The 17,718-nt window shown below is 63.7% G+C and carries 22 protein-coding genes and 1 pseudogene; 11 read left to right on the forward strand and 12 right to left on the reverse strand.

Annotated features, from left to right (window positions below; genetic code table 11):
• The 3 genes and pseudogenes from KBY67_RS10625 to KBY67_RS10630 form a co-directional block, all read left to right on the forward strand.
• Window positions 1-235: transposase (locus KBY67_RS10625; protein WP_255111004.1), on the forward strand; the 235-nt coding region annotated here is incomplete at its 5' end.
• Between the two features lie 39 nt (window positions 236-274).
• Window positions 275-346: pseudogene (locus KBY67_RS14960) on the forward strand (hypothetical protein); the annotation flags it as partial.
• A gap of 419 nt (window positions 347-765) precedes the next feature.
• Window positions 766-1,800, forward strand: coding sequence for an IS5 family transposase (locus KBY67_RS10630; protein WP_255111005.1), 1,035 nt, complete (start codon window positions 766-768; stop codon window positions 1,798-1,800).
• 997 nt (window positions 1,801-2,797) lie between these two features.
• On the opposite strand, the gene KBY67_RS10635 is transcribed toward KBY67_RS10630, so the two are convergent.
• The gene (locus tag KBY67_RS10635) at window positions 2,798-3,964 is read right to left on the reverse strand and encodes a pentapeptide repeat-containing protein (protein WP_255111006.1); all 1,167 of its coding nucleotides are present in this window, start codon (window positions 3,962-3,964) and stop codon (window positions 2,798-2,800) included.
• 5 nt (window positions 3,965-3,969) lie between these two features.
• Entirely contained in the window at window positions 3,970-5,067 is a 1,098-nt protein-coding gene (cax, locus tag KBY67_RS10640) for a calcium/proton exchanger (RefSeq protein ID WP_255111007.1), read from the reverse strand.
• Here cax and KBY67_RS10645 point away from each other — a divergent pair.
• Window positions 5,012-5,410: a hypothetical protein gene (locus KBY67_RS10645; protein WP_255111055.1), complete on the forward strand. Its 399-nt coding sequence runs from the start codon at window positions 5,012-5,014 to the stop codon at window positions 5,408-5,410. The genes cax and KBY67_RS10645 overlap by 56 nt on opposite strands.
• Window positions 5,411-5,413: 3 nt before the next feature.
• Here the strand turns inward: KBY67_RS10645 and KBY67_RS10650 are convergent, their stop codons facing one another.
• Complete coding sequence (locus tag KBY67_RS10650) at window positions 5,414-5,803, reverse strand: hypothetical protein (protein WP_255111008.1); 390 nt, start codon at window positions 5,801-5,803, stop codon at window positions 5,414-5,416.
• A 147-nt stretch (window positions 5,804-5,950) separates the two neighbouring features.
• On the opposite strand from KBY67_RS10650, the gene KBY67_RS10655 reads away from it, so the two are divergent.
• The gene (locus KBY67_RS10655; protein ID WP_255111009.1) at window positions 5,951-6,271 is read left to right on the forward strand and encodes an MTH1187 family thiamine-binding protein; all 321 of its coding nucleotides are present in this window, start codon (window positions 5,951-5,953) and stop codon (window positions 6,269-6,271) included.
• 185 nt (window positions 6,272-6,456) lie between these two features.
• On the opposite strand, the gene KBY67_RS10660 is transcribed toward KBY67_RS10655, so the two are convergent.
• On the reverse strand, window positions 6,457-6,741 hold the full coding sequence (locus tag KBY67_RS10660; protein WP_255111010.1) for a DUF167 domain-containing protein: 285 nt from the start codon (window positions 6,739-6,741) through the stop codon (window positions 6,457-6,459).
• Window positions 6,742-6,937: 196 nt separating this feature from the next.
• Between KBY67_RS10660 and KBY67_RS10665 the strand changes: the two genes are divergently transcribed.
• A complete protein-coding gene (locus KBY67_RS10665; RefSeq protein WP_255111011.1) occupies window positions 6,938-7,591 on the forward strand; it encodes a pyruvate kinase in 654 nt (217 codons plus the stop codon).
• A 14-nt stretch (window positions 7,592-7,605) separates the two neighbouring features.
• Here the strand turns inward: KBY67_RS10665 and KBY67_RS10670 are convergent, their stop codons facing one another.
• Window positions 7,606-8,031 carry a Crp/Fnr family transcriptional regulator gene (locus KBY67_RS10670; RefSeq protein ID WP_255111012.1) on the reverse strand — a complete coding sequence of 142 codons (426 nt, stop codon included), beginning with the start codon at window positions 8,029-8,031 and terminating at the stop codon, window positions 7,606-7,608.
• Window positions 8,032-8,068: 37 nt separating this feature from the next.
• Window positions 8,069-8,338, reverse strand: coding sequence for a glycogen/starch/alpha-glucan phosphorylase (locus tag KBY67_RS10675; protein WP_255111013.1), 270 nt, complete (start codon window positions 8,336-8,338; stop codon window positions 8,069-8,071).
• 379 nt (window positions 8,339-8,717) lie between these two features.
• Between KBY67_RS10675 and KBY67_RS10680 the strand changes: the two genes are divergently transcribed.
• Window positions 8,718-9,053: a cyclic nucleotide-binding domain-containing protein gene (locus KBY67_RS10680; protein WP_255111048.1), complete on the forward strand. Its 336-nt coding sequence runs from the start codon at window positions 8,718-8,720 to the stop codon at window positions 9,051-9,053.
• Here KBY67_RS10680 and corA read toward each other — a convergent pair.
• The 5 genes from corA to KBY67_RS10705 all read right to left on the reverse strand — a co-directional run bounded on the left by corA (window position 8,971) and on the right by KBY67_RS10705 (window position 11,817).
• Entirely contained in the window at window positions 8,971-10,071 is a 1,101-nt protein-coding gene (gene corA / locus KBY67_RS10685) for a magnesium/cobalt transporter CorA (RefSeq protein WP_255111014.1), read from the reverse strand. The two genes, KBY67_RS10680 and corA, sit on opposite strands and share 83 nt — an antisense overlap.
• Window positions 10,071-10,223, reverse strand: a complete 153-nt coding sequence (locus KBY67_RS10690; protein WP_255111015.1) for a hypothetical protein — start codon at window positions 10,221-10,223, stop codon at window positions 10,071-10,073. Before KBY67_RS10690 ends, corA begins: the two co-directional genes overlap by 1 nt.
• A 4-nt stretch (window positions 10,224-10,227) precedes the next feature.
• Window positions 10,228-10,488, reverse strand: coding sequence for a Na/Pi symporter (locus KBY67_RS10695; protein WP_255111016.1), 261 nt, complete (start codon window positions 10,486-10,488; stop codon window positions 10,228-10,230).
• Between the two features lie 2 nt (window positions 10,489-10,490).
• On the reverse strand, window positions 10,491-10,748 hold the full coding sequence (locus KBY67_RS10700) for a hypothetical protein (RefSeq protein WP_255111017.1): 258 nt from the start codon (window positions 10,746-10,748) through the stop codon (window positions 10,491-10,493).
• A gap of 136 nt (window positions 10,749-10,884) precedes the next feature.
• On the reverse strand, window positions 10,885-11,817 hold the full coding sequence (locus KBY67_RS10705) for a 3'-5' exonuclease (protein ID WP_255111018.1): 933 nt from the start codon (window positions 11,815-11,817) through the stop codon (window positions 10,885-10,887).
• Window positions 11,818-12,362: 545 nt separating this feature from the next.
• On the opposite strand from KBY67_RS10705, the gene KBY67_RS10710 reads away from it, so the two are divergent.
• The 4 genes from KBY67_RS10710 to KBY67_RS10725 all read left to right on the forward strand — a co-directional run bounded on the left by KBY67_RS10710 (window position 12,363) and on the right by KBY67_RS10725 (window position 15,660).
• Window positions 12,363-12,524 (forward strand): hypothetical protein, encoded by a 162-nt coding sequence (locus KBY67_RS10710; protein ID WP_255111019.1) that lies wholly within the window; start codon window positions 12,363-12,365, stop codon window positions 12,522-12,524.
• A gap of 273 nt (window positions 12,525-12,797) precedes the next feature.
• Window positions 12,798-14,417, forward strand: a complete 1,620-nt coding sequence (locus tag KBY67_RS10715) for a glutamate synthase-related protein (RefSeq protein WP_255111020.1) — start codon at window positions 12,798-12,800, stop codon at window positions 14,415-14,417.
• 29 nt (window positions 14,418-14,446) lie between these two features.
• Complete coding sequence (locus tag KBY67_RS10720; protein ID WP_255111021.1) at window positions 14,447-14,917, forward strand: peroxiredoxin; 471 nt, start codon at window positions 14,447-14,449, stop codon at window positions 14,915-14,917.
• Between the two features lie 5 nt (window positions 14,918-14,922).
• Window positions 14,923-15,660: a DUF1350 family protein gene (locus KBY67_RS10725; RefSeq protein WP_255111022.1), complete on the forward strand. Its 738-nt coding sequence runs from the start codon at window positions 14,923-14,925 to the stop codon at window positions 15,658-15,660.
• A 45-nt stretch (window positions 15,661-15,705) separates the two neighbouring features.
• Here the strand turns inward: KBY67_RS10725 and acs are convergent, their stop codons facing one another.
• Window positions 15,706-17,673: an acetate--CoA ligase gene (acs, locus tag KBY67_RS10730; protein WP_255111023.1), complete on the reverse strand. Its 1,968-nt coding sequence runs from the start codon at window positions 17,671-17,673 to the stop codon at window positions 15,706-15,708.
• Window positions 17,674-17,718 lie beyond the last annotated feature (45 nt).

Below are 17,718 nucleotides of genomic sequence, written 5' to 3' on the forward strand. Positions count from 1 at the left end.
CAACATCTTGGTGGAGAGGCTCTGGCGCACCGTCAAATATGAGGAGGTCTACCTCCGCGCCTATGGCGATGGCTGGGAAGCCGAGATCAGCCTGGCCCGCTTCTTCTGGAGGTATGGCCATGTAAGACCACACAGCTCCCTGGGAGGCAAAACTCCCCATGAGGTCTACACTGAGACCAAACCATGTTCCTCCCGCCCGGAGTTAACGATGTCAGGGGCCGAATCTGTCCAATAAAAGCCATCCACCTCAGACCTTCACGTTCTCCGCAAGGCAATCAAAGGCGTCCGCTACCGACTCGAACATCTCGAACCCTTCGCCGGAGCCGGCCTGAGGGACTGGGTCACGGACCTGCGCACGGCCCAGGACCATTTAGGGGATCTGCATGATCTCCAGGTACTCGCTGAGTACGTCGGCCATCAGCTTGATGGTGAACTGGCCAGGGAATTGCCAGGCCTGCATGGTGCACTCGAAGCCGCCATGCATCAGCGCTGGAACGACTGGTAATCCCATGCCCAGCGGTTGATCGAGACTGACAGCCGCCAGTATCTCTACGAATCCCTCCTGCCCGGGATGGTTTCGGCCTCCTAGTCCTTTCCATCGACTCCATACTCTACTCCGATCATGTTGCCCTCCACCCTTAGCCTGGGCCCCGAAGACTGAACTATGCCTCCGTAATCCACTGTGGGGCACCTCGAAAAATCAGCAAAACACTTGATTGAGGCATGATTCCTATTATCATCGGTTGAGCAATTTTCACGACAACTGTGGGTCAGAGAGTCTTCTGCGAGGAGCAGCAAAGAGTCACAAGGCTCCAGGACAAAAAACCAGTTCTCAAAAGCCTGGCTGATTCAATTCCCTGGGCATCATTCCGCCCACTGCTTGACAAGGGCTATGTCCAGGAGCGCAAGACCAATGCAGGGCGCAAGAGGATTGATCTGCTGATCCTTTTCAAGATGCTCGTTCTTCAGCAGCTTTTCAACCTCAGCGATGAAGAGCTTGAATTCCAGGTGAATGACAGGAGCTCCTTTGAGGAGTTTGTCGGACTTGGTGTGATGAACAGCATTCCAGATGCCACCACAGTCGCCTTCTTCAGAGAGCGTCTGCGCAAGGCGGAAGTTATCGAGGAGCTCTTCGAGATGTTTGAGGCATACCTCCGCTCCCAGGGCCTCCAAGCCCGCGGTGGCCAGATCATCGATGCGACTCTCGTCCCGGTTCCCAAGCAACGCAATACCCGCGAGGAGAACAAAGAAATCAAAGCCAGAAGGCTGCCGGAGGGCTGGGATGAAAACCCAGATCGCTTGCAGCAGAAAGATTTAGATGCTCGCTGGACAAAAAAGAACGGCATCAGTTACTACGGTTACAAGAACAGCCTCTGCATCGATGTCGACCATGGATTCATCCGCCGATATGCTGTCACTTCTGCCAATATCCACGACATACAGATGCTTCCACGCTTGCTGGATCCAGAAAGCGAACATGACTATGTCTGGGCAGACTCAGCGTATTCAGGTGAATGCTTTGAGGATCTTCTGAGTCTCGGCGGCTTCGAAAGCCTGATCCATGAAAAAGGTGCTCGCAATCATCCGCTCATCGACGCAGCCAAGGAACTGAATCGGGTCAAGTCGTCAATCAGAGCTTGTGTAGAGCATGTCTTCGGCTGCATGACTATGTCCATGGGCGGAAAACTGATAAGAAAGATTGGACTAGAAAAGAATGATGCTTGGTGGGGCCTCAAGTGCCTGACTTTTAACTTACTTCGTTGTCTCCAGCGCTCTTTCCATATAGCAACTGTTGCATGAATCTTCCGCAGAAGCTCCCATGGCTCAGGAGATCTCGTCAATGCTCGAGATAAGATTCTCCTGCTCTGCCGCCTCTTCGGCGGCTTTTTCGTGTCCGCAGAGACCCTGCAAATTGTTGATTATTCGAGGTGCACTTATGCACCCATTGATGGGTAAGTGCAGGCTGTTCTACTTGCCGCGCATCTTCAGGCCACGCTAATCCCAGGAGGGGAACACGCTCAGGCCCCCTCAGCATGCGCGGCCGCACAAGGACTGATGCGAGCTAGGAGCTTGTTGCGCGTAGCCCGCCCACCTTCATGCTTACCCAAAAATCCCGCCCGAGGGGGAGGCAGGCTGTTGAGGTATTGGGGTGGGTGTTGGGAGAAAGTTTTGTCGGGTCTCCGATGCCGGCGAGATCGCCACCTCAGAAACGAAACGCGGTGTCCTTATTCCTCGTCATGGGTGTTGTATTCAGACCGACCCGGCTATTGGCAATCCTTGTGTTTAAGGGTCGAGACCCTCCCCACACGCAATCCTGTGCCAATCGGATGCCTCCCCATATGACACGTAGTCCTGCCACCGTGCACCACTTCCGCAGGCTCCAGATATTGCAATCTCACCACTTTGGATGTTCGCGATTGTATAGCTCGTGCCATTGATGCAGACATTGTAACCGTTATGCTGGCTGCAGTTAGCCTGCGCTGGTGGTGATGGAAAGACGGTCATGCAAGAGACAGTAACACAAGGAGCTAGCGTAACGATAAAGTTTTTCATGATCTTGAGATGGTTTTAAAGGGTCGCCCCCTGGAACCTCTTCATCATCGCCGAAGCGAATCTACGCGCAACAGGCTCCTAGGAGGCTGTTGCACATAGATCACGCCGCACCTTCTCCACAGACGGCCAAGTATCTGCCCAAAAGCTTGTGACAGCAATGGCTTTGGGCGAGAGAATGGGCCACGAGCAAGCCCAAAACATTCCGCCCCTGGTTGCCTCAGCTGGCCGAGTTTTCAGCGAACTCTTAGTGCTCCAGCTTGCTGGGAATGGCCTTGAGGCTGCCGGCAAGGCTCTGGCGCGTGCGGCTGCCGCCCCAGGAGGCCAGGTAAAGGCGCGTCTCGGCGTCCAGCTGGCGCAGGTCGGAGAGGTTGGCGTTCTCGACGATCGCACCTGACCCTGCTCCCGACTGGAAATCCGGTGGGATGCGTGGATCCGCGGGTGTGGCTGTCTCGGCGGTGCCGTAAAAGAAACGCGTGCGCTCCAGCCGGGCTCCATCGAGATCGGCACCACTGAGGTTGACCCCCGCCAAGTTGGCATCCGCCAGATCGGAATCCCGCAGGTTGGTCCCGCCCAGGTTGGCACCGTTGAAATCCACCCCCCGCAGGTCCGCGCCCGAAAGATCCACCCCCCGCAGCATCTGTTTCAGGTGGATCACGGGCACCCCATCGAGGCGGTCCACCTCGTAGTTGCCCTCTCCATCGAGAATCGCCCGGCCCAGGCGTTGGTCCCGGCGTAGGGGCGTGAGCAGGCGGGCGTGGGCGAGGAAGCGCAGGACCTTGGCCTTGCCCTCGCTGTCGATGCTGCCCAAAACTGCCGCTAGGCGGCCCTCGGCCAGCATGCGCTCCAGGGGCCAATCCTCCAGCAAGCCGTCCTCATCGCTGATCAGCTCGGAGAGGCCCTGAATCAAGCTATCGATGGTCTGGGCCTGGGTGATGCGGTTCTGCTGGGTGGTCAGCCTCTGGTCGACCACAAACTGGCGCCAGGCGATCACCAAGGCCACGAAGGCCACCAGGATCTGGCCGAAGGCTCCGATCACCCCCTCCCCGACGGCTCCGATCGCGGTCCAGTCGCCGCTGCGGTAGATCGCGGCCAGGGGTTCCCACCAGCCCAGGGCCAAGCTGATCGCCACCGCCCCCAGCACCAGACCGAGCAGGGCCAGGGTCTGCACCGTGGCGGGTTCCTCGAGCCGCGAGCGCAGCACCACCCACAGAGGTGGCAGCAGCTGCAGCAGGGAGAGGACCAGGGTGAGGAGCCCCCCCAGCAGGGCCAGCCAGGTCCAGCCCAGGACCAGGGCCGCCAACGTGACGAAAACGGCCAACAGCAACTGCAGGGCCGGCAGCTCCTTGAGCCGAGAAAGGGCCGCCCGGCTACGGAACGGCAGCACCGGTCGTTCATCGGGGGTGGCGGCCATGGCGCTCAGGCCGCCTGGAAGTAGAAGCCGGCCGCCAGGATCAGGTAGGCCGCAAGCAGCAGCACCCCCTCTAGCCAGTCGGAGCGGCCATCGACACTGACCAGGTTGCTGACAACCACAGCTGTGATCACTGTCACGAGTTCATAGACATCAAAGCTCAGATCGAGGGGATGGCCCAGCAGCGGCCCGATCAGCACCAGCACCGGCACCACCAGCAGGGCCACCAGCAGGGTGGAGCCCAGCGACACCGACACCGAGAGATCCATCTTGTTCTTGCGGGCCATGGTTACGGCGGTGAGGTACTCGGCCGTACCGCCCAGCAGGGGCAGCAGCACCACACCGGTGAACAGGGCCGTGAGCCCCAGTCCCTCGGTCACGGCCTCCACCACGCCGACGAACAGCTCCGATTCGTAGGCCAGCACAGCGGTGGCCGCCAGCAGTACCCCCAGCCAGGGCAGCAGCGGCGGCTTGCTGGCGCTTTCACCGGTCTGCCCGTGGGCCGTGGGCTCCTGGGCTTCCAGATCGGCGGCGGCCACTTCGTAGAGGCTTCGATGAGTGCCAAGGGAGAACAGCAACGTGAGGCCATAGACCGCCAGCAGCACCCAGGCCACGAAGGTGGAGAAGCCCTGGGTGCTCTCCGCCGTATGGCCGCCCGAGAGCACGGACAGGCTGGGAATCAGGATCGCCAGGACAGCCAGGGTCATGGCCGAGCCGTTGACCCGCGCCACCACCGGCTGGAACGTCTGTTCTTTACGCCCGATGCCCCCCACAAGCATCGAAAGTCCCAGGGCCAGCAGCAGGTTGGCCATCACCGTGCCGGTGATGCTTGCTTTGACGATCTCCACCAGGCCGGCCTTGAGGGCCACCAGGGCGATGATCAGTTCTGTGGCGTTGCCGAACACCGCGTTGAGCAGGGCGCCGATCGAGGGGCCCAGGGTGATCGAGAGCTCCTCTGTGGCGGTGCTCAGCCAGATAGCCAGGGGGATGATCGCGATCGCAGAGGTCACGAACACGGCGCCATCGCCCCAGTGCAGGGCCTCGGCGGCGATGGACACCGGCACCATCGCCAGCAGGCCGATGGAAGCGGTCCGGCGCAACGACATAAACCGGCAGCGAATGGCCCGCATTCTGCTGGCCCTCGGTCCGATCCAATCGATCAACCATGAACCGATGACAGCGCTCAAGCAACTGGCACAGGCTGCAGCGAATGGTGGATCTGGGCTACGAGAAGGGAGAACGAACGCCGTGGGCACACACGGTGCGCATAGTCCAGCAGCTGAACCAGCGGTCCTGGCGCATTGGCCTGAGCTGGAAGCCCAACGTTCCCTGCTCAGCCAGGTCCAGATCGAGGAGCAGGAGCGAAAAGCCTACGAACGTCTGAGTCAGGTGGCGGCAGGCCGGGTGGAGCGGCTGCTCGATCTTCTCAAGCAAGAGGTGGCGCCATAGCCATCAGGAGTGTTGATCCACTCCCTCCAGCGCCGTGCGCAGCTCACCGATGAACTTCTCATCCAGCTCGGTGGCGCTGAGTTCCTCGCCCACCAGGTCCTGGATCAGGGGATAGAAGCGCACCTCGAACCATTTGCGGAACACTGGGTCAGTGCGCTCCGCCGGCCAGGTGCCGGTGTCGCGATGCCAGTAGTCGAGCTCGGCTTCAAAGATCGCCTCGTAGACCTCCTCGAGGATTTCTTCGGCCTCCTCTTGCGTGGCGTAGTCAGGGATCAGGTACAGGCAGGGCTCCCTGGCGTCGGCCGCATTGACATCCAGATCCAGAGGCTTGGCCCACTCGAGCAGCTGCTGGCTGGGGTAGATCCCCACCGCGCAGCGGTTCACCACGGCCATGGCCCACCCGGCGGCATTGACTGAACGCTAGGCATGGCCACCTGAGCAGGCTTGGCGCCGCGGGGGAAGCCTGAGGACTCTTTGGCCGGGAGGTAGAGGGGGCCAGCAGGATGGCACCCTTTTAATGAAGCCTCCGGAGACACATCGATGAAGGTGATCGTCGATCTCTGCGTTGTACCGATCGGGGTTGGCGTCAACCTGGCGCCCTACATCGCTGCCTGCGAACGGGTGCTGCTCAACGCCGGCCTCAAGATCCAGCTGCATCCCAACGGCACCGCGATCGAGGGCGAGTGGGTGCCTGTCTTCAAAGCCATCGAGGCCTGCCATCAGGCCGTGCACGCCATGGGCTGCCCCCGCATCTACACCACCGTGAAGGTCAACACCCGCACCGATCGGGACCAGACGCTGGAGGAGAAGGTGGCCAGCGTTGAGGCATTGCTTCAACAGCGGCCTGAAAGGGGCCAATGATAAGGGCGCCCCGAGTCGAGCGCCCTACTGCTTCGCAGAAGCCAAGGGCTAGGGCCGGTTGCAGGAAACTGGTTGGAACCGCCCTAGTCGAGGCCTCTGATTCATTAATAGCCCCGCCGGCCCGCCGTGTCAGTACGGCAAGCCGATCGCAGCCGCAGGGCATCAGCTCAGAGACTCTCTGCTCATCACTGGCGGCCGCTCAACCCAAGAAGCGCACACCGCACCTCGTCCACCGAGAACCCTTCCACGGCGATCCATTTGCGCCGGCTGCTCTGGCCACGCACCAGTGCCACCCTGCTGGGAGCGACGCCAAGTCGCTCGGCGACGAATCGCCGCAATGACTCATTGGCAGCACCCTCAACTGGCGGGGCCGTCAGCCGGATCACCACCGCGTCATCCCTAAGCCCCACCACCTCGTTGCGACGGCTGCACGGCTGGATCCACAGGGCAATGCTCTCGCTGGCAGTCATTCATCCCATCCCACTGCCTGCTGTGGATTCCATCGACATGCCGCAGCGTTGAGGGCATGGGGTGAGGTGGGTCGATCTTCCTGTCAGAAGTCACCTCCGGTCCGACTTTCGATGCGTTCTTCCACCGCTTCCCACAGCACCCGGTAAGCCAGGCTCTGAGCTGCGCCCGGCGCAGATCGGCGGCACTCTCCCGGCTGTGTTCGGCCAGGTGAAGCCGGGTGAGCGGATATCTTTCGATGACGGATGCATCTGTGGGGTGATTGTTGCGGTGGAGCCGCAGGCCCTGCTGGTGGAGATCACCGAGGCCCGCCGCCGAGGCAGCCGCCTGCGGGCGGATCAGGGCATCAACCTCCCCGACACAGCGCTGGTGCTACCGGCCCTCACGCAGCGCGACCGCGACCGAGCCGTGCTGCCATTCGTCGCCCGCCACACCAATAGCGTGACCTTCTCGTACGTGCAATCTCCGGCGGATGTGGAGGGGCTTCACGTCCTGCTCTGTCAACTCAACCGGGCAGATCATGGCCTGATCCTGAAGATCGAGACGCGCCAGGCCTTCGACGATCTGCCCGCCATACTGCTGAGCGCCATGGCTTCCAACGCGCCGTTGGGCGTGATGATCGCCCGGGGTGATCTGGTGATCGAGTGCGGCTGGGAAAGGCTGGCAGAGCTGCAGGCGGAAATCCTGCGGTTCTGCGAAGCCGCCCATCTGCCCTGCATCTGGGCCACCCAGGTGCTCGAGGAACTGGCCCATCACGGCATCCGGCAGCGCATGCACGGCCACCAGCACAAGACGCGCTCCTTGTTCCGGCGGCTGGAACTGGCGACCAACCACAGCGCCCTGGCGCCGTGAGGTCAAAGGTGGATTCAGAACTCAGGGTCGCTGACTTGTTCCACTGCCGGCGCGTGGGTGCGCGCCTTGAGGTTGCGCAGGCGATTGTCGAGTTTCTGGAGCATCTCCAGCCCGAATACCGGCAGTTCCTGCACGGCGAAGAGGAACTGTTCGCGGTTCATCACCAGCAGCTCGGCGTCGCCCAGGGCGATCGCGTTGCCGTAGCGGAGATGCTCTGGTTCGACCAGTGCTCCCACACCAACACAATGTCCCGGGCCGAGCGTCTCCTGCATCCGCCCCTCGTCCCAGTCCACCTTCACGGATCCAGAGACGATGCCGTAGAGGCAGTCACCCGATTCGCCGCTGCGAAATACCACATCTCCATCATTGAAGTGCCGCGTGTTGCCGTCGTGAGAAAGGGCCCGGATGGTGGAGAGGGCGCCGTCTTGAGTCGTTGTCATGGTTGGATCGAGTCGGGAGAAGGGAGAGGACTGGGATTCAGCCGATGGAAACGGGGAGCGGCTGCACATCCCAGATAGTTCTGGCGTACTCGCGGATGGAGCGGTCGGAGGAGAAGTAGCAGTTGCGGGACATGTTCAGCAGTGAGCGCCGAAGCCAGTCCAACTGCGCACTCAGGTAATCGGCGATGTGGGCAGGTGCCAAGAAAGGATCGTTGGCGCACAGGCCGGTGCGTTGGGGATTCGTGTAGCTGGCCGGTTCCGGTGGATGCCGCTGCTTCAGGGGTTGCGGAATGGACAGACCAGCCATGAGGTTAAAGCTCGTACACGTCACTGTGGCCCTTGACCTCAGCCGTTCGGTTAACTTCCGGTTAGCCCCCGGTTGGAATTCGATGTAGGCGTCACCGCCTGCGGCATCAGGGACTGGCCATGGATCAACCAGGCACCCACGCGAACCGGATCCAGTCGACCAGAGACTCCTCTGATGCTGTCCTCGGCCTTCTGCCAGGAGTTGGATCGTGTTCGCCAGAGGTTGCTGCTGCTTCTGAACTTCCTGCATCCCGTGGGAGGTGGCCAGGGGCTCCCCGACGACGGTTTGTTGCTGACCTGTGCCCTCTGCAGCCTGGCGTTCCATCCGCTTCAGCCATGGCGACATTGGCACGGCGATGTACGTGATCGTGGAGGGACGCATGCGCGTTCACATCGACGACCAGACCATCGTGGAGCTGGGTGAACGGGAGATCATCGGCGAGTTGGCGGCGCTGGATCCTGAGCCACGCTCGGCCTCGATGAGCGCGCTATCGAACTTCTTCACCACCACCTCATCGGAGCTGGTGGCCATTATGAAGCTGTGTTGTAGATCTTCGTCGCTGTGCGGGCATTCCACAAATCGATCGATTACACCAGCCCGTCGCAGCCTGGCCTGGGCGATCCTTGCGACCCTCAGTGCCGGGGCGCCGTCCAGTCCTGGAACCAGCCGCGGCGCCACAGCCAGTAACTCTGAACCAGGGCGACCAGCACCATGAACACCAGAACGATGCCATAGCCATACTTCAGGTGCAGTTCCGGCATGTTCACGAAATTCATGCCATAGATGCCGGCGATGAAGGTGAGTGGCGCAAAGATGGTAGAGACGATCGTGAGCGTCTTCATCACCTGGTTCATGCGGTTACTGATGCTGGCCATATAGGCCTCGGTCACTGAATCGCACTGATGGCGGATGAGTTCACAGGCCTCAAAGATCAGGATCACCCGCTGCTCCATGTCCTGGAAGCCATGCAGGGCGTCGGGGCCTAGCAGCCGTTGGGTCTGGCGCAGCAGCACCATCAGCTGATGGCGCAGCGGCCACACCTGGCCCCGGATGTCCCTCAGGCTGCTGCGGATCTGGTACGTGCGGCTGAGCAGTCGTGGTTTGGGCCGCAGCAGGGCCGCCTCCTCCAGCTGCTCCAGCAGCTCCGCCAGATGTTCCAGCAATGGAAAGAGACCGTCGAGCAGCTCGTCGATCAGGAAGTGGAGGATGTCATCCAGATCGTCCCGCGTCGGGGCCGGATCCAGGCACCTGAGCCACTGGGTGAGCTGCGGAAACGACCCGGCGCTGGGCACCTCCTCGAGGCTGATCAGCAGGTCGGGCAGTAGCAGGAATCCCACCTGCTCGGCGATCAGGCGGTCGGGTGTTTCGGAGAAGCTGAGGCGGTGCAGCACCGTCAGCACCGCATCACCGATCGAATCGACCCGGGGACGCTGGGGATGCTCCAGCAGAGGAGCCTGCATGTGGGCCGGCACCCCGAGGGTGTCGAACACCGTGCGGATCAGAGTCGTGTCGGCCAGACCCTGCAGGCGCACCCAGAGCGGAAGCCCTCCACTGAGCAGCGGCTCAAGATCCCGGGCGCCCGCCAGCTCCACTTCCTCGATCCCAGTGGGTTGAAAACAGAGCACCGAGAGCCGCGTGGGCGCCCTGCCCCCATGGATGAACAGCTGGCTGGGGAGATCGCCGGGCCTCTCCGTGAGTCGCCTGGAGCGAAGGCTGCCCGGATCAATGCGCATCATCCACGGAGTGTGGCGACCCTTGCACCCCCTGGGGAGGGGGCGCTGCGCTGAAGCAGGTGCTCCAGGGCCAGGCCCGAGGCCAGCAGGGTGCCCTGCAGCAGCAGGCAGCAGCCGATCTGTGCGCGGCGTTCCCAGAGCAGGCCCGTCATGACATCAGTGGAAGGGGTCCTGCAGTTGAGACCACCTGCCCCTGCCGCGCTGCTGTCCGGGCGACATCGTGGGGCATGGGGGCGCACCGGAGCCCCTGGCCAGGGCCACCAGCCAGCCCAGGCCGGTGCTGCCCACATTGGCTCCGAAGATGATGCCCAGAGAGCTGGGAAAGCTGATCAGCCCGGCTTGAACGAATCCCACCGTGGCCACGGTGGTGGCCGATGACGACTGCAGGGCCGCCGTGATGGCGGCACCGCCACCCATGCTCAGGCCAACCTGGTGAGCGCTCCGTACCCCGCCAGCCAGCGGTTCACCCGAGGACGGATCGAGGGGGGCACTTCCTGCAGCAACTGGTCGAGCTCAAGGGCCCCCAGCCGGCGCAGATCGCGCACGTTCACCCGCCAGAGCGCCTCCGCTTCGCGGATCAGCCGCGCCCAGGTGCGTGCTTTCTGCCAGCGGCGCAACTGCTGCTGCTGACGGCGCCCCTGGGGCGGGGCCGATTCTACCCGCTGCTCCATCGCCATGGCTGCCCTCAGACCTTGCGCTGCTGCCCACAGCTTGTGCCTGGCCGCTGGTCTTGACAGCCCTTCTCAACAATGCAGTCGTGATCGGATGCATACGAGCCGGTGGGCATCAAGCTGTGCCCTGCGCTGGTGGGCTTCAGGCAGCCCGTCGAGCGGCTGACTCCGGCTCCACCGGCCTGACGGAGAAATCCAGTTCTCTCACCTCCCGTTCACTCAGGCGCCGGCTCCAGGCCTTGGCCACCGGCTCGTTCCAGCGGAATCCCGCTGCGCGGGCCCGGTGGCGCTGGTCGTAGGGCAGCTCGGCCCGGTACAGCTGCCGCGGCTCCAGCCCCGCCAGCAGCAGGGAGTCCAGCTCAGTGCAGCGCTCAAAGACCTGGGCCAGGTAGATGCAGTCGGTGAGGGCCCGGTGGGCGGCCCAGACCGGAATGCCGTAAGCCAGGGCCAGGTCCCGAACCGACGGGGTGGTCTTGAGGCGGCGCTCGCTGGGCCAGCGCAGGTCCTCCATGCTGCAGAGCCAGGGTTTCTCAATCGCCGGCAGCGGACCGCGACCGAACCAGGGCCTGTCAAAGGCCACGTTGTGGGCCACGATCACATCGGCGCTGGCCACCAGCTGCTGGAAGTAGAGGAGTCCCGCCTGCCAGGGCTGCTCCAATCGGCTCACGCTGGCATCGATGCCGTTGATCCCCTCGGCTGCGTTGCTCTGGCAGGGCAGCAGCAGCGACAGCTGGCTGAGCACAGCGCGGCTTTGCACATGAAACAACACCGCCCCCACTTCGATGCAGTGGTCGCTCTCGGGATCCAGGCCGGTGGTCTCGGTGTCGAGGATCAGCAGCCGCTGGGGGCAGGCCAGATCGGGGCCGGTGGCCTCGGCTGGTGGAGTCTGCAAAGGAGTCCGCAGGGGCGTGGGCACCACCACAGCAGCAGGATCAGCCAGATCAGGCGATTCAAGTTCAGCTTGGCTTGCTTCAGTTGCGTCGGGCACGAGGCTGAGCAAGCTGGTCTGCTGCCAGCAATGGGCCTGCTGGCCCCCTGGATCCGGGGATTGCGGGGATCCCGACGCTGCTGCCATGGGCCTGCTCCCCCGGGTGGTTGCTTTCCATGATCCCAGTTCCGGGGAGCCCATGGGGTAGGCGCTGGTGCTGGGCATGCATTCCCTCGCCGGGCCGATGAGCGCTTCTGTGGGGACCCCTCAGGACGGGGTTCCGATGGCTCAGACACTCACTGAACCAGTCAGTCGATGTCTGGTAGGTCAAGAATTTGTCCCAGCTGCTTGGATATCAGTGAGTTCAAGGGATCTGCGCAGGCTGAGGACGCCCGAACTGTGGCAGATGTAGCGCTAAGATATTAACAGGGATGAACTTCGTGATATGCTCCGGTCATCGGTTGCGCATGGCCCTGCGAATAAATGAGTCAGCTGGCGCGTTCGCCCTCTGTCTTTGTCATTCCCGCTTGGCTGCTCAATATCATGCAGATCCGACTGGCTCAAATCTTGCTTAGGCAAAGACTTCCCCCTGGTCTGCGTGGTCTGGGTCGTGCCCGCTTCGTGGTTCGTAGAACCATCCCTGCGCTGTGCGAGTGAGTGCTTCCGCTGTTGAAACACTGGAGATGAATCCCATGACCACGAGAGCCAACCGGAGTGTCGTTGACCAAGGCCAGGTGAACGAACAACTCATGGCGGCGATCCTGGATAAGAAGCAAGCCCAGGTTGAGGCCTCGTCGAAGCAAATCCAGACGTTGCAGGCGGGCCTGCAGGATGCGGCCGCAAGGGAAGGATGAATCCCGGACTTGTGGAAGACAATGATACCTTTCTAGTCAGATTGCTCGACAGGCTGTACTCCCATCCCCAGTTGATGGGGAATGCCGGACCAGAGATCGATGCGATTGCCGACCCCGATCTTTTCGCTGAACAGTTGCTCCTGGCGGCCGTACCGGCAGCCCAACGGTCCTCAGGGAAAGGCTGAATCAGCGCTGTAATCTCCTCTCTCCAGGTTTGAAAGCTTCACCGTGCGATCAGAATGGTTCCCCGTCCACCCCCAGCAGAGGCCCTTGATGGAGAAGCCGGTCGTGGCCGCCAACGAACCCATTGCCGTTGAGCTGAAGAAAGGAAAAACTTATCTCTATTGCACCTGCGGCCGCTCGAAGGATCAACCGTTCTGCGACGGCTCCCACCAGGGCAGTGGATTCTCGCCCCAGTCCTTCACGGCCAACTCCGATGGAGAAACCTGGCTCTGCCGCTGCAAGCAGACGGGCCATGCACCCTATTGCGATGGCAGCCATGCCCAGGTGCCAGCCGAGCTGGTGGGGCAGAACGTCTCCCTCACCAGTGCAACCAAATCGCCCGAAGAACCCGAGGACCAGGACCCGACTCGGCCTGACCAGGACCCTGACCAGGATCTGATGCCGGAGCCCCATCCCACGGCTGAGGAACCCGCGCTGACCCTCATCCACGAACTTGCCGAGCACGGGCTGGAGCACGTGGGGCCCCAGGGGCCGATCGCGGCGATGGGGGTTCCCCGCAGGGAGCTGCCCAACTGGGATCACCTCCAGATTCTGGTGGCCCAGCTGGCTAGGCAGCCACTGCAGAACGACGCGCCGGTCGCCACGGAGCTGGTGCTGGGTCCGCAGGCCGCCAAGCCTCTACATCTGCGGATTCCGCTCTTCGTGTCCGACATGAGTTTCGGCGCCCTCTCCGAGGAGGCGAAGGTGTCCCTGGCGCGGGGAGCCGAACAGGCTGGAACAGGCATCTGCTCAGGGGAGGGGGGCATGCTTCCCGAAGAAAAGGCAGCCAACAGCCGCTATCTCTATGAGCTTGCCCCGGGACGATTCGGCTACCGAGAGGAGCTGCTCGAACAGGTCCAGGCGTTCCACTTCAAGTGCGGGCAGGCGGCGAAGACCGGAGCCGGAGGCCACCTGCCCGGCATCAAGACCACTGCTCGAATTGCGGCGTTGCGCGGCGTTCCTGTGGGCGAGCCGGTGATCTCTCCGCCAACCTTCACGGATCTGAGCACGGTGGATGATTTCCGTCGATTCGCCGACCGGGTGCGGGAGATCAGTGGCGGGATCCCCGTGGGCTTCAAGATCAGCGCCCAGCACATCGAAGCTGATCTGGATTTCGCCATCGACGCCGGAGCCGATTACATCATTCTCGATGGACGGGGTGGCGGCACCGGGGCGGCGCCCCTGCTGTTCCGGGATCACATCTCGGTTCCCACTATCCCTGCCCTGGCGCGGGCGCGCCGCCATCTGGACCGCCGCGAGGCCAGCGGCCGCGTGACCCTGATCATCACGGGTGGTCTTCGCACCCACGCCGATTGCATCAAGGCCATGGCCCTGGGCGCCGATGGGATCGCTCTGGCGAATGCCTCGATCCAGGCGATCGGCTGCGTCGGCGCCCGCCTCTGTCACACGAACAACTGTCCGGCCGGTATCGCCACCCAGGATGCGGAGCTTCGGCGGAGGCTGAACATCGACCATGCCTCCGATCGCCTGGCCCGTTTCTTCGAGGCAACTGTGGCGCTGATGCAGGTCATGGCCCGTGCCTGCGGCCACACCACGCTCCAGGGCTTCAACAGAAATGACCTGACCAGCTGGCATCGAGACCTGGCGGAGCTGGCCGGCATCGCCTGGTGTGGAGTTGAGCCGGAACGGCCCCCCGGAACAAACTCCTAGGGTGCCTTCACTGTTTTTTTGATGCACCTGTGGGCAAGGCCATTCAGGTTGGTGAGAAGGCTCCCCTGATCGATTTGAAGGATCAGAACGGCAGCGCGCGCCGCAGTGATCAGCTCGCCGGCCACCCCCTGGTGCTGTTCTTCTATCCCAAGGACGACACCCCTGGCTGCACGATGGAGGCCTGCGCCTTCCGCGACAATTACGCCGCTCTGCAGGCCCTCGGCGCTGAGGTCTGGGGCGTGAGCGGCGATGACACTGCCAGCCACGGGCGCTTCTCCCAACGGCACCAGCTTCCTTATCCGCTGCTGGTGGACCAGGGCAACAGCCTGCGCCAGGCCTTCGGCGTGCCCGGCGCCCTGCTCAACCTGCTGCCGGGCCGTGTCACCTATGTGATCGATGGCGAGGGCGTGGTGCGCCACGTGTTCAGCAACCTGTTGGATGGGCCGGCCCATGCCCGTGAGGCCATGGCCGCCCTGCAGCGGCTGGCTCCCCAGGCCTGAGCGCCGTGAGTCGCTGGCGTCAGCAGGGGCCTCTCTGGTGCCTGGATCCGCCCGAGTCATCGGGTGTGATCGAGTTCATCGGCGGCAGTGTGCTGGCGGCCACCCCCCAGATCAGCTACCGCAGGCTGCTGGAGGCCTTGTGCCGGCGTGGGCTCAGCCTGCGGGCCTGGAGTTATGTGCCGGGGTTCGACCATCAGGCCCAGGCCACCGAAGCCTGGCGCGCCTTTCGCGGGGCGCGGCAGGGCCCAGGCGCAGCCTCGGCGCTGCCGGTGCTGCGCCTGGGCCACAGCCTCGGGTGCAAGCTGCATCTGCTGGCCCCGGACGGGGGCCGGGGCAGCAGTGCCCTGGCGGCCATGAGCTTCAACAACTTCTCCGCTGATCGCTCGATCCCTCTGCTGGCCGACTTGGCGCCTCGGCTGGGGGTGCGCACGGAATTCAGCCCCTCACCACAGGAAACCCTGCGCTTGGTGGGCCAGCTCTACGGCGTCCCCCGCAACCTGCTGATCCGATTCGGCAGCGATGCTCTCGACCAGAGCCCCCCCCTGCTGGCGGTGCTGCAGCAGCGCCCCGGTGACGACAGCTCCCTGCTGCAGCTGGGTGGCGACCACCTCACCCCCGCCAGCGCCGGCCTGCGCCAGAACCTGCTGGGCAGCTGGGCGGATGACCCCCAGCGCCAGCGCCAGATTGATCGCCTGGCCGCCGCGATCGACGGTTGGTGGCGCCTGGGCGAGCAGTCGGGCTGATCGTGCTGCTGGTGCTCCCCTCCATCCCCTGCTGAGCGGGCCGGTTCAGACCCGCAGGGCGTCGAGGACCGAGCGGTCTTCGAGGGTGCTGGTGTCACCGCTCACTTCCTCGCCGGCCGCCAAGGCCCGAAGGATGCGCCGCATGATCTTGCCGCTGCGGGTTTTGGGCAGGGCATCGCTGAAGCGGATCTCATCGGGCCTGGCGATCGGACCGATCTCGCTGCCCACATGCCGGCGCAGTTCGTTGCCCAGGGCGTCGTCACCGCTGAGGCCCGCCTGCAGGGTCACAAAGGCGACGATGCCCTCGCCCTTGAGCGCATCAGGCCGGCCCACCACGGCGGCTTCGGCCACGGCCGGATGGCTCACCAGGGCCGATTCGATTTCCATTGAGCCCAGCCGGTGGCCCGACACGCTGATCACGTCATCGACCCGGCCCATCACCCAGTAGTAGCCGTCGGCATCGCGGCGGGCGCCATCGCCTGCGAAGTACAGCGGGCGGCCATCGGCGCCACTGATGTGCTCCCAGTAGCTCTTGCGGAAGCGCTCGGGGTCGCCATGGACCGTGCGCATCATCCCCGGCCAGGGGCGGCGCACCGCCAGGTAGCCACCTTCATCGACCCCCACGCTTCTACCTTCGCTGTCGACCACATCGGCCACGATGCCGGGCAGCGGCAGGGTGGCCGATCCCGGTTTGGTGGGGGTGGCCCCGGGCAGGGGGCTGATCATCACGCCTCCGGTTTCGGTCTGCCACCAGGTGTCGATCACCGGGCAGCGGTCATGGCCGATGACCTCCCGATACCACATCCAGGCCTCGGGATTGATCGGCTCCCCCACCGTGCCCAGAATGCGCAGGCTGCTCATGTCGTACTGATCGGGCACGGCGCGGCCGCTCTTCATGAAGGCCCGGATCGCCGTGGGGGCGGTATAGAAGAGGCTCACCTTGTGCTTCTGGATCACCTCCCAGAACGCACCGGGTTTCGACGGCCGCGGAGCCCCCTCGTACATCACCGTGGTGGCGCCATTGGAGAGCGGGCCATAGACGATGTAGCTGTGACCGGTGATCCAGCCCACATCGGCGGTGCACCAGTGCACGTCGTCATCGCGGATGTCGAAGATCCACTGGAAGGTGAGGTGGGCCCAGAGGTTGTAGCCGGCGGTGGTGTGCACCACCCCCTTGGGTTTGCCGGTGGAGCCTGAGGTGTAGAGCACGAACAGGCGGTCTTCGCTGGCCATCGGCTCCGCCGGGCAGTTGGCGCTCTGGGCCTCCACCAGCTCATGCCACCAGCGGTCGCGGCCCTCCGCCATCGCCGTGGGCTGCTCGGTGCGGCGCACCACCAGCACCTGCTCCACCGTGGGGCAGGCGCCATCGGCGAGGGCCTGGTCCACCGCGGGTTTGAGCGCCACAGCCTTGTCCTTGCGGAAGCCGCCATCGGCGGTGATCACGGCCTTGACGCCACCATCGATCAACCGGTCGCGCAGGGCCTCGGCGGAGAAGCCGCCGAACACCACCGAGTGGGGCGCTCCAATGCGGGCGCAGGCCAGCATGGCGATGGCCGCTTCCGGCACCATCGGCATGTAGAGGGCCACCAGATCGCCCTTGCCGATGCCGAGGGCCTTGAGAGCATTGGCGGCCTTGCAGACCTGGGCGTGCAGTTCGCGGTAGCTGAAGCGGCGGCTGTCCCCGGGCTCCCCTTCCCAGATCAGGGCGGTCTTCTCGGCCCTCGGGCCATCGAGATGGCGATCGAGGCAGTTGTAGGCCAGGTTGGTGGTGCCCCCCTCGAACCAGCGGGCGAAGGGTGGGTTGCTCCAATCGAGCACGGTGTGGAAGGGCTCGAACCAGTGCAGATGCTCCCGTGCCTGCTCGCCCCAGAAGGCGTCGGGGTCGGCCTCGACGCGCGCCACCAGTTCCCGGTAGGCGTCCATGCTGCCGATGCGGGCCCCCGCCGCCAGCTCCGCCGGCGGCTCGAACACCCGGCCCTCCTGCAGCACCGATTCGATCGTGACCTGGCTCATCGGGTCGGGAGCGACACCCGGTCATTGTGGACTGACAGGATGCGG

Origin of the sequence: Synechococcus sp. RedBA-s, from assembly GCF_024345495.1 — a bacterium.
Classification (GTDB): Bacteria; Cyanobacteriota; Cyanobacteriia; order PCC-6307; family Cyanobiaceae; genus Regnicoccus_A.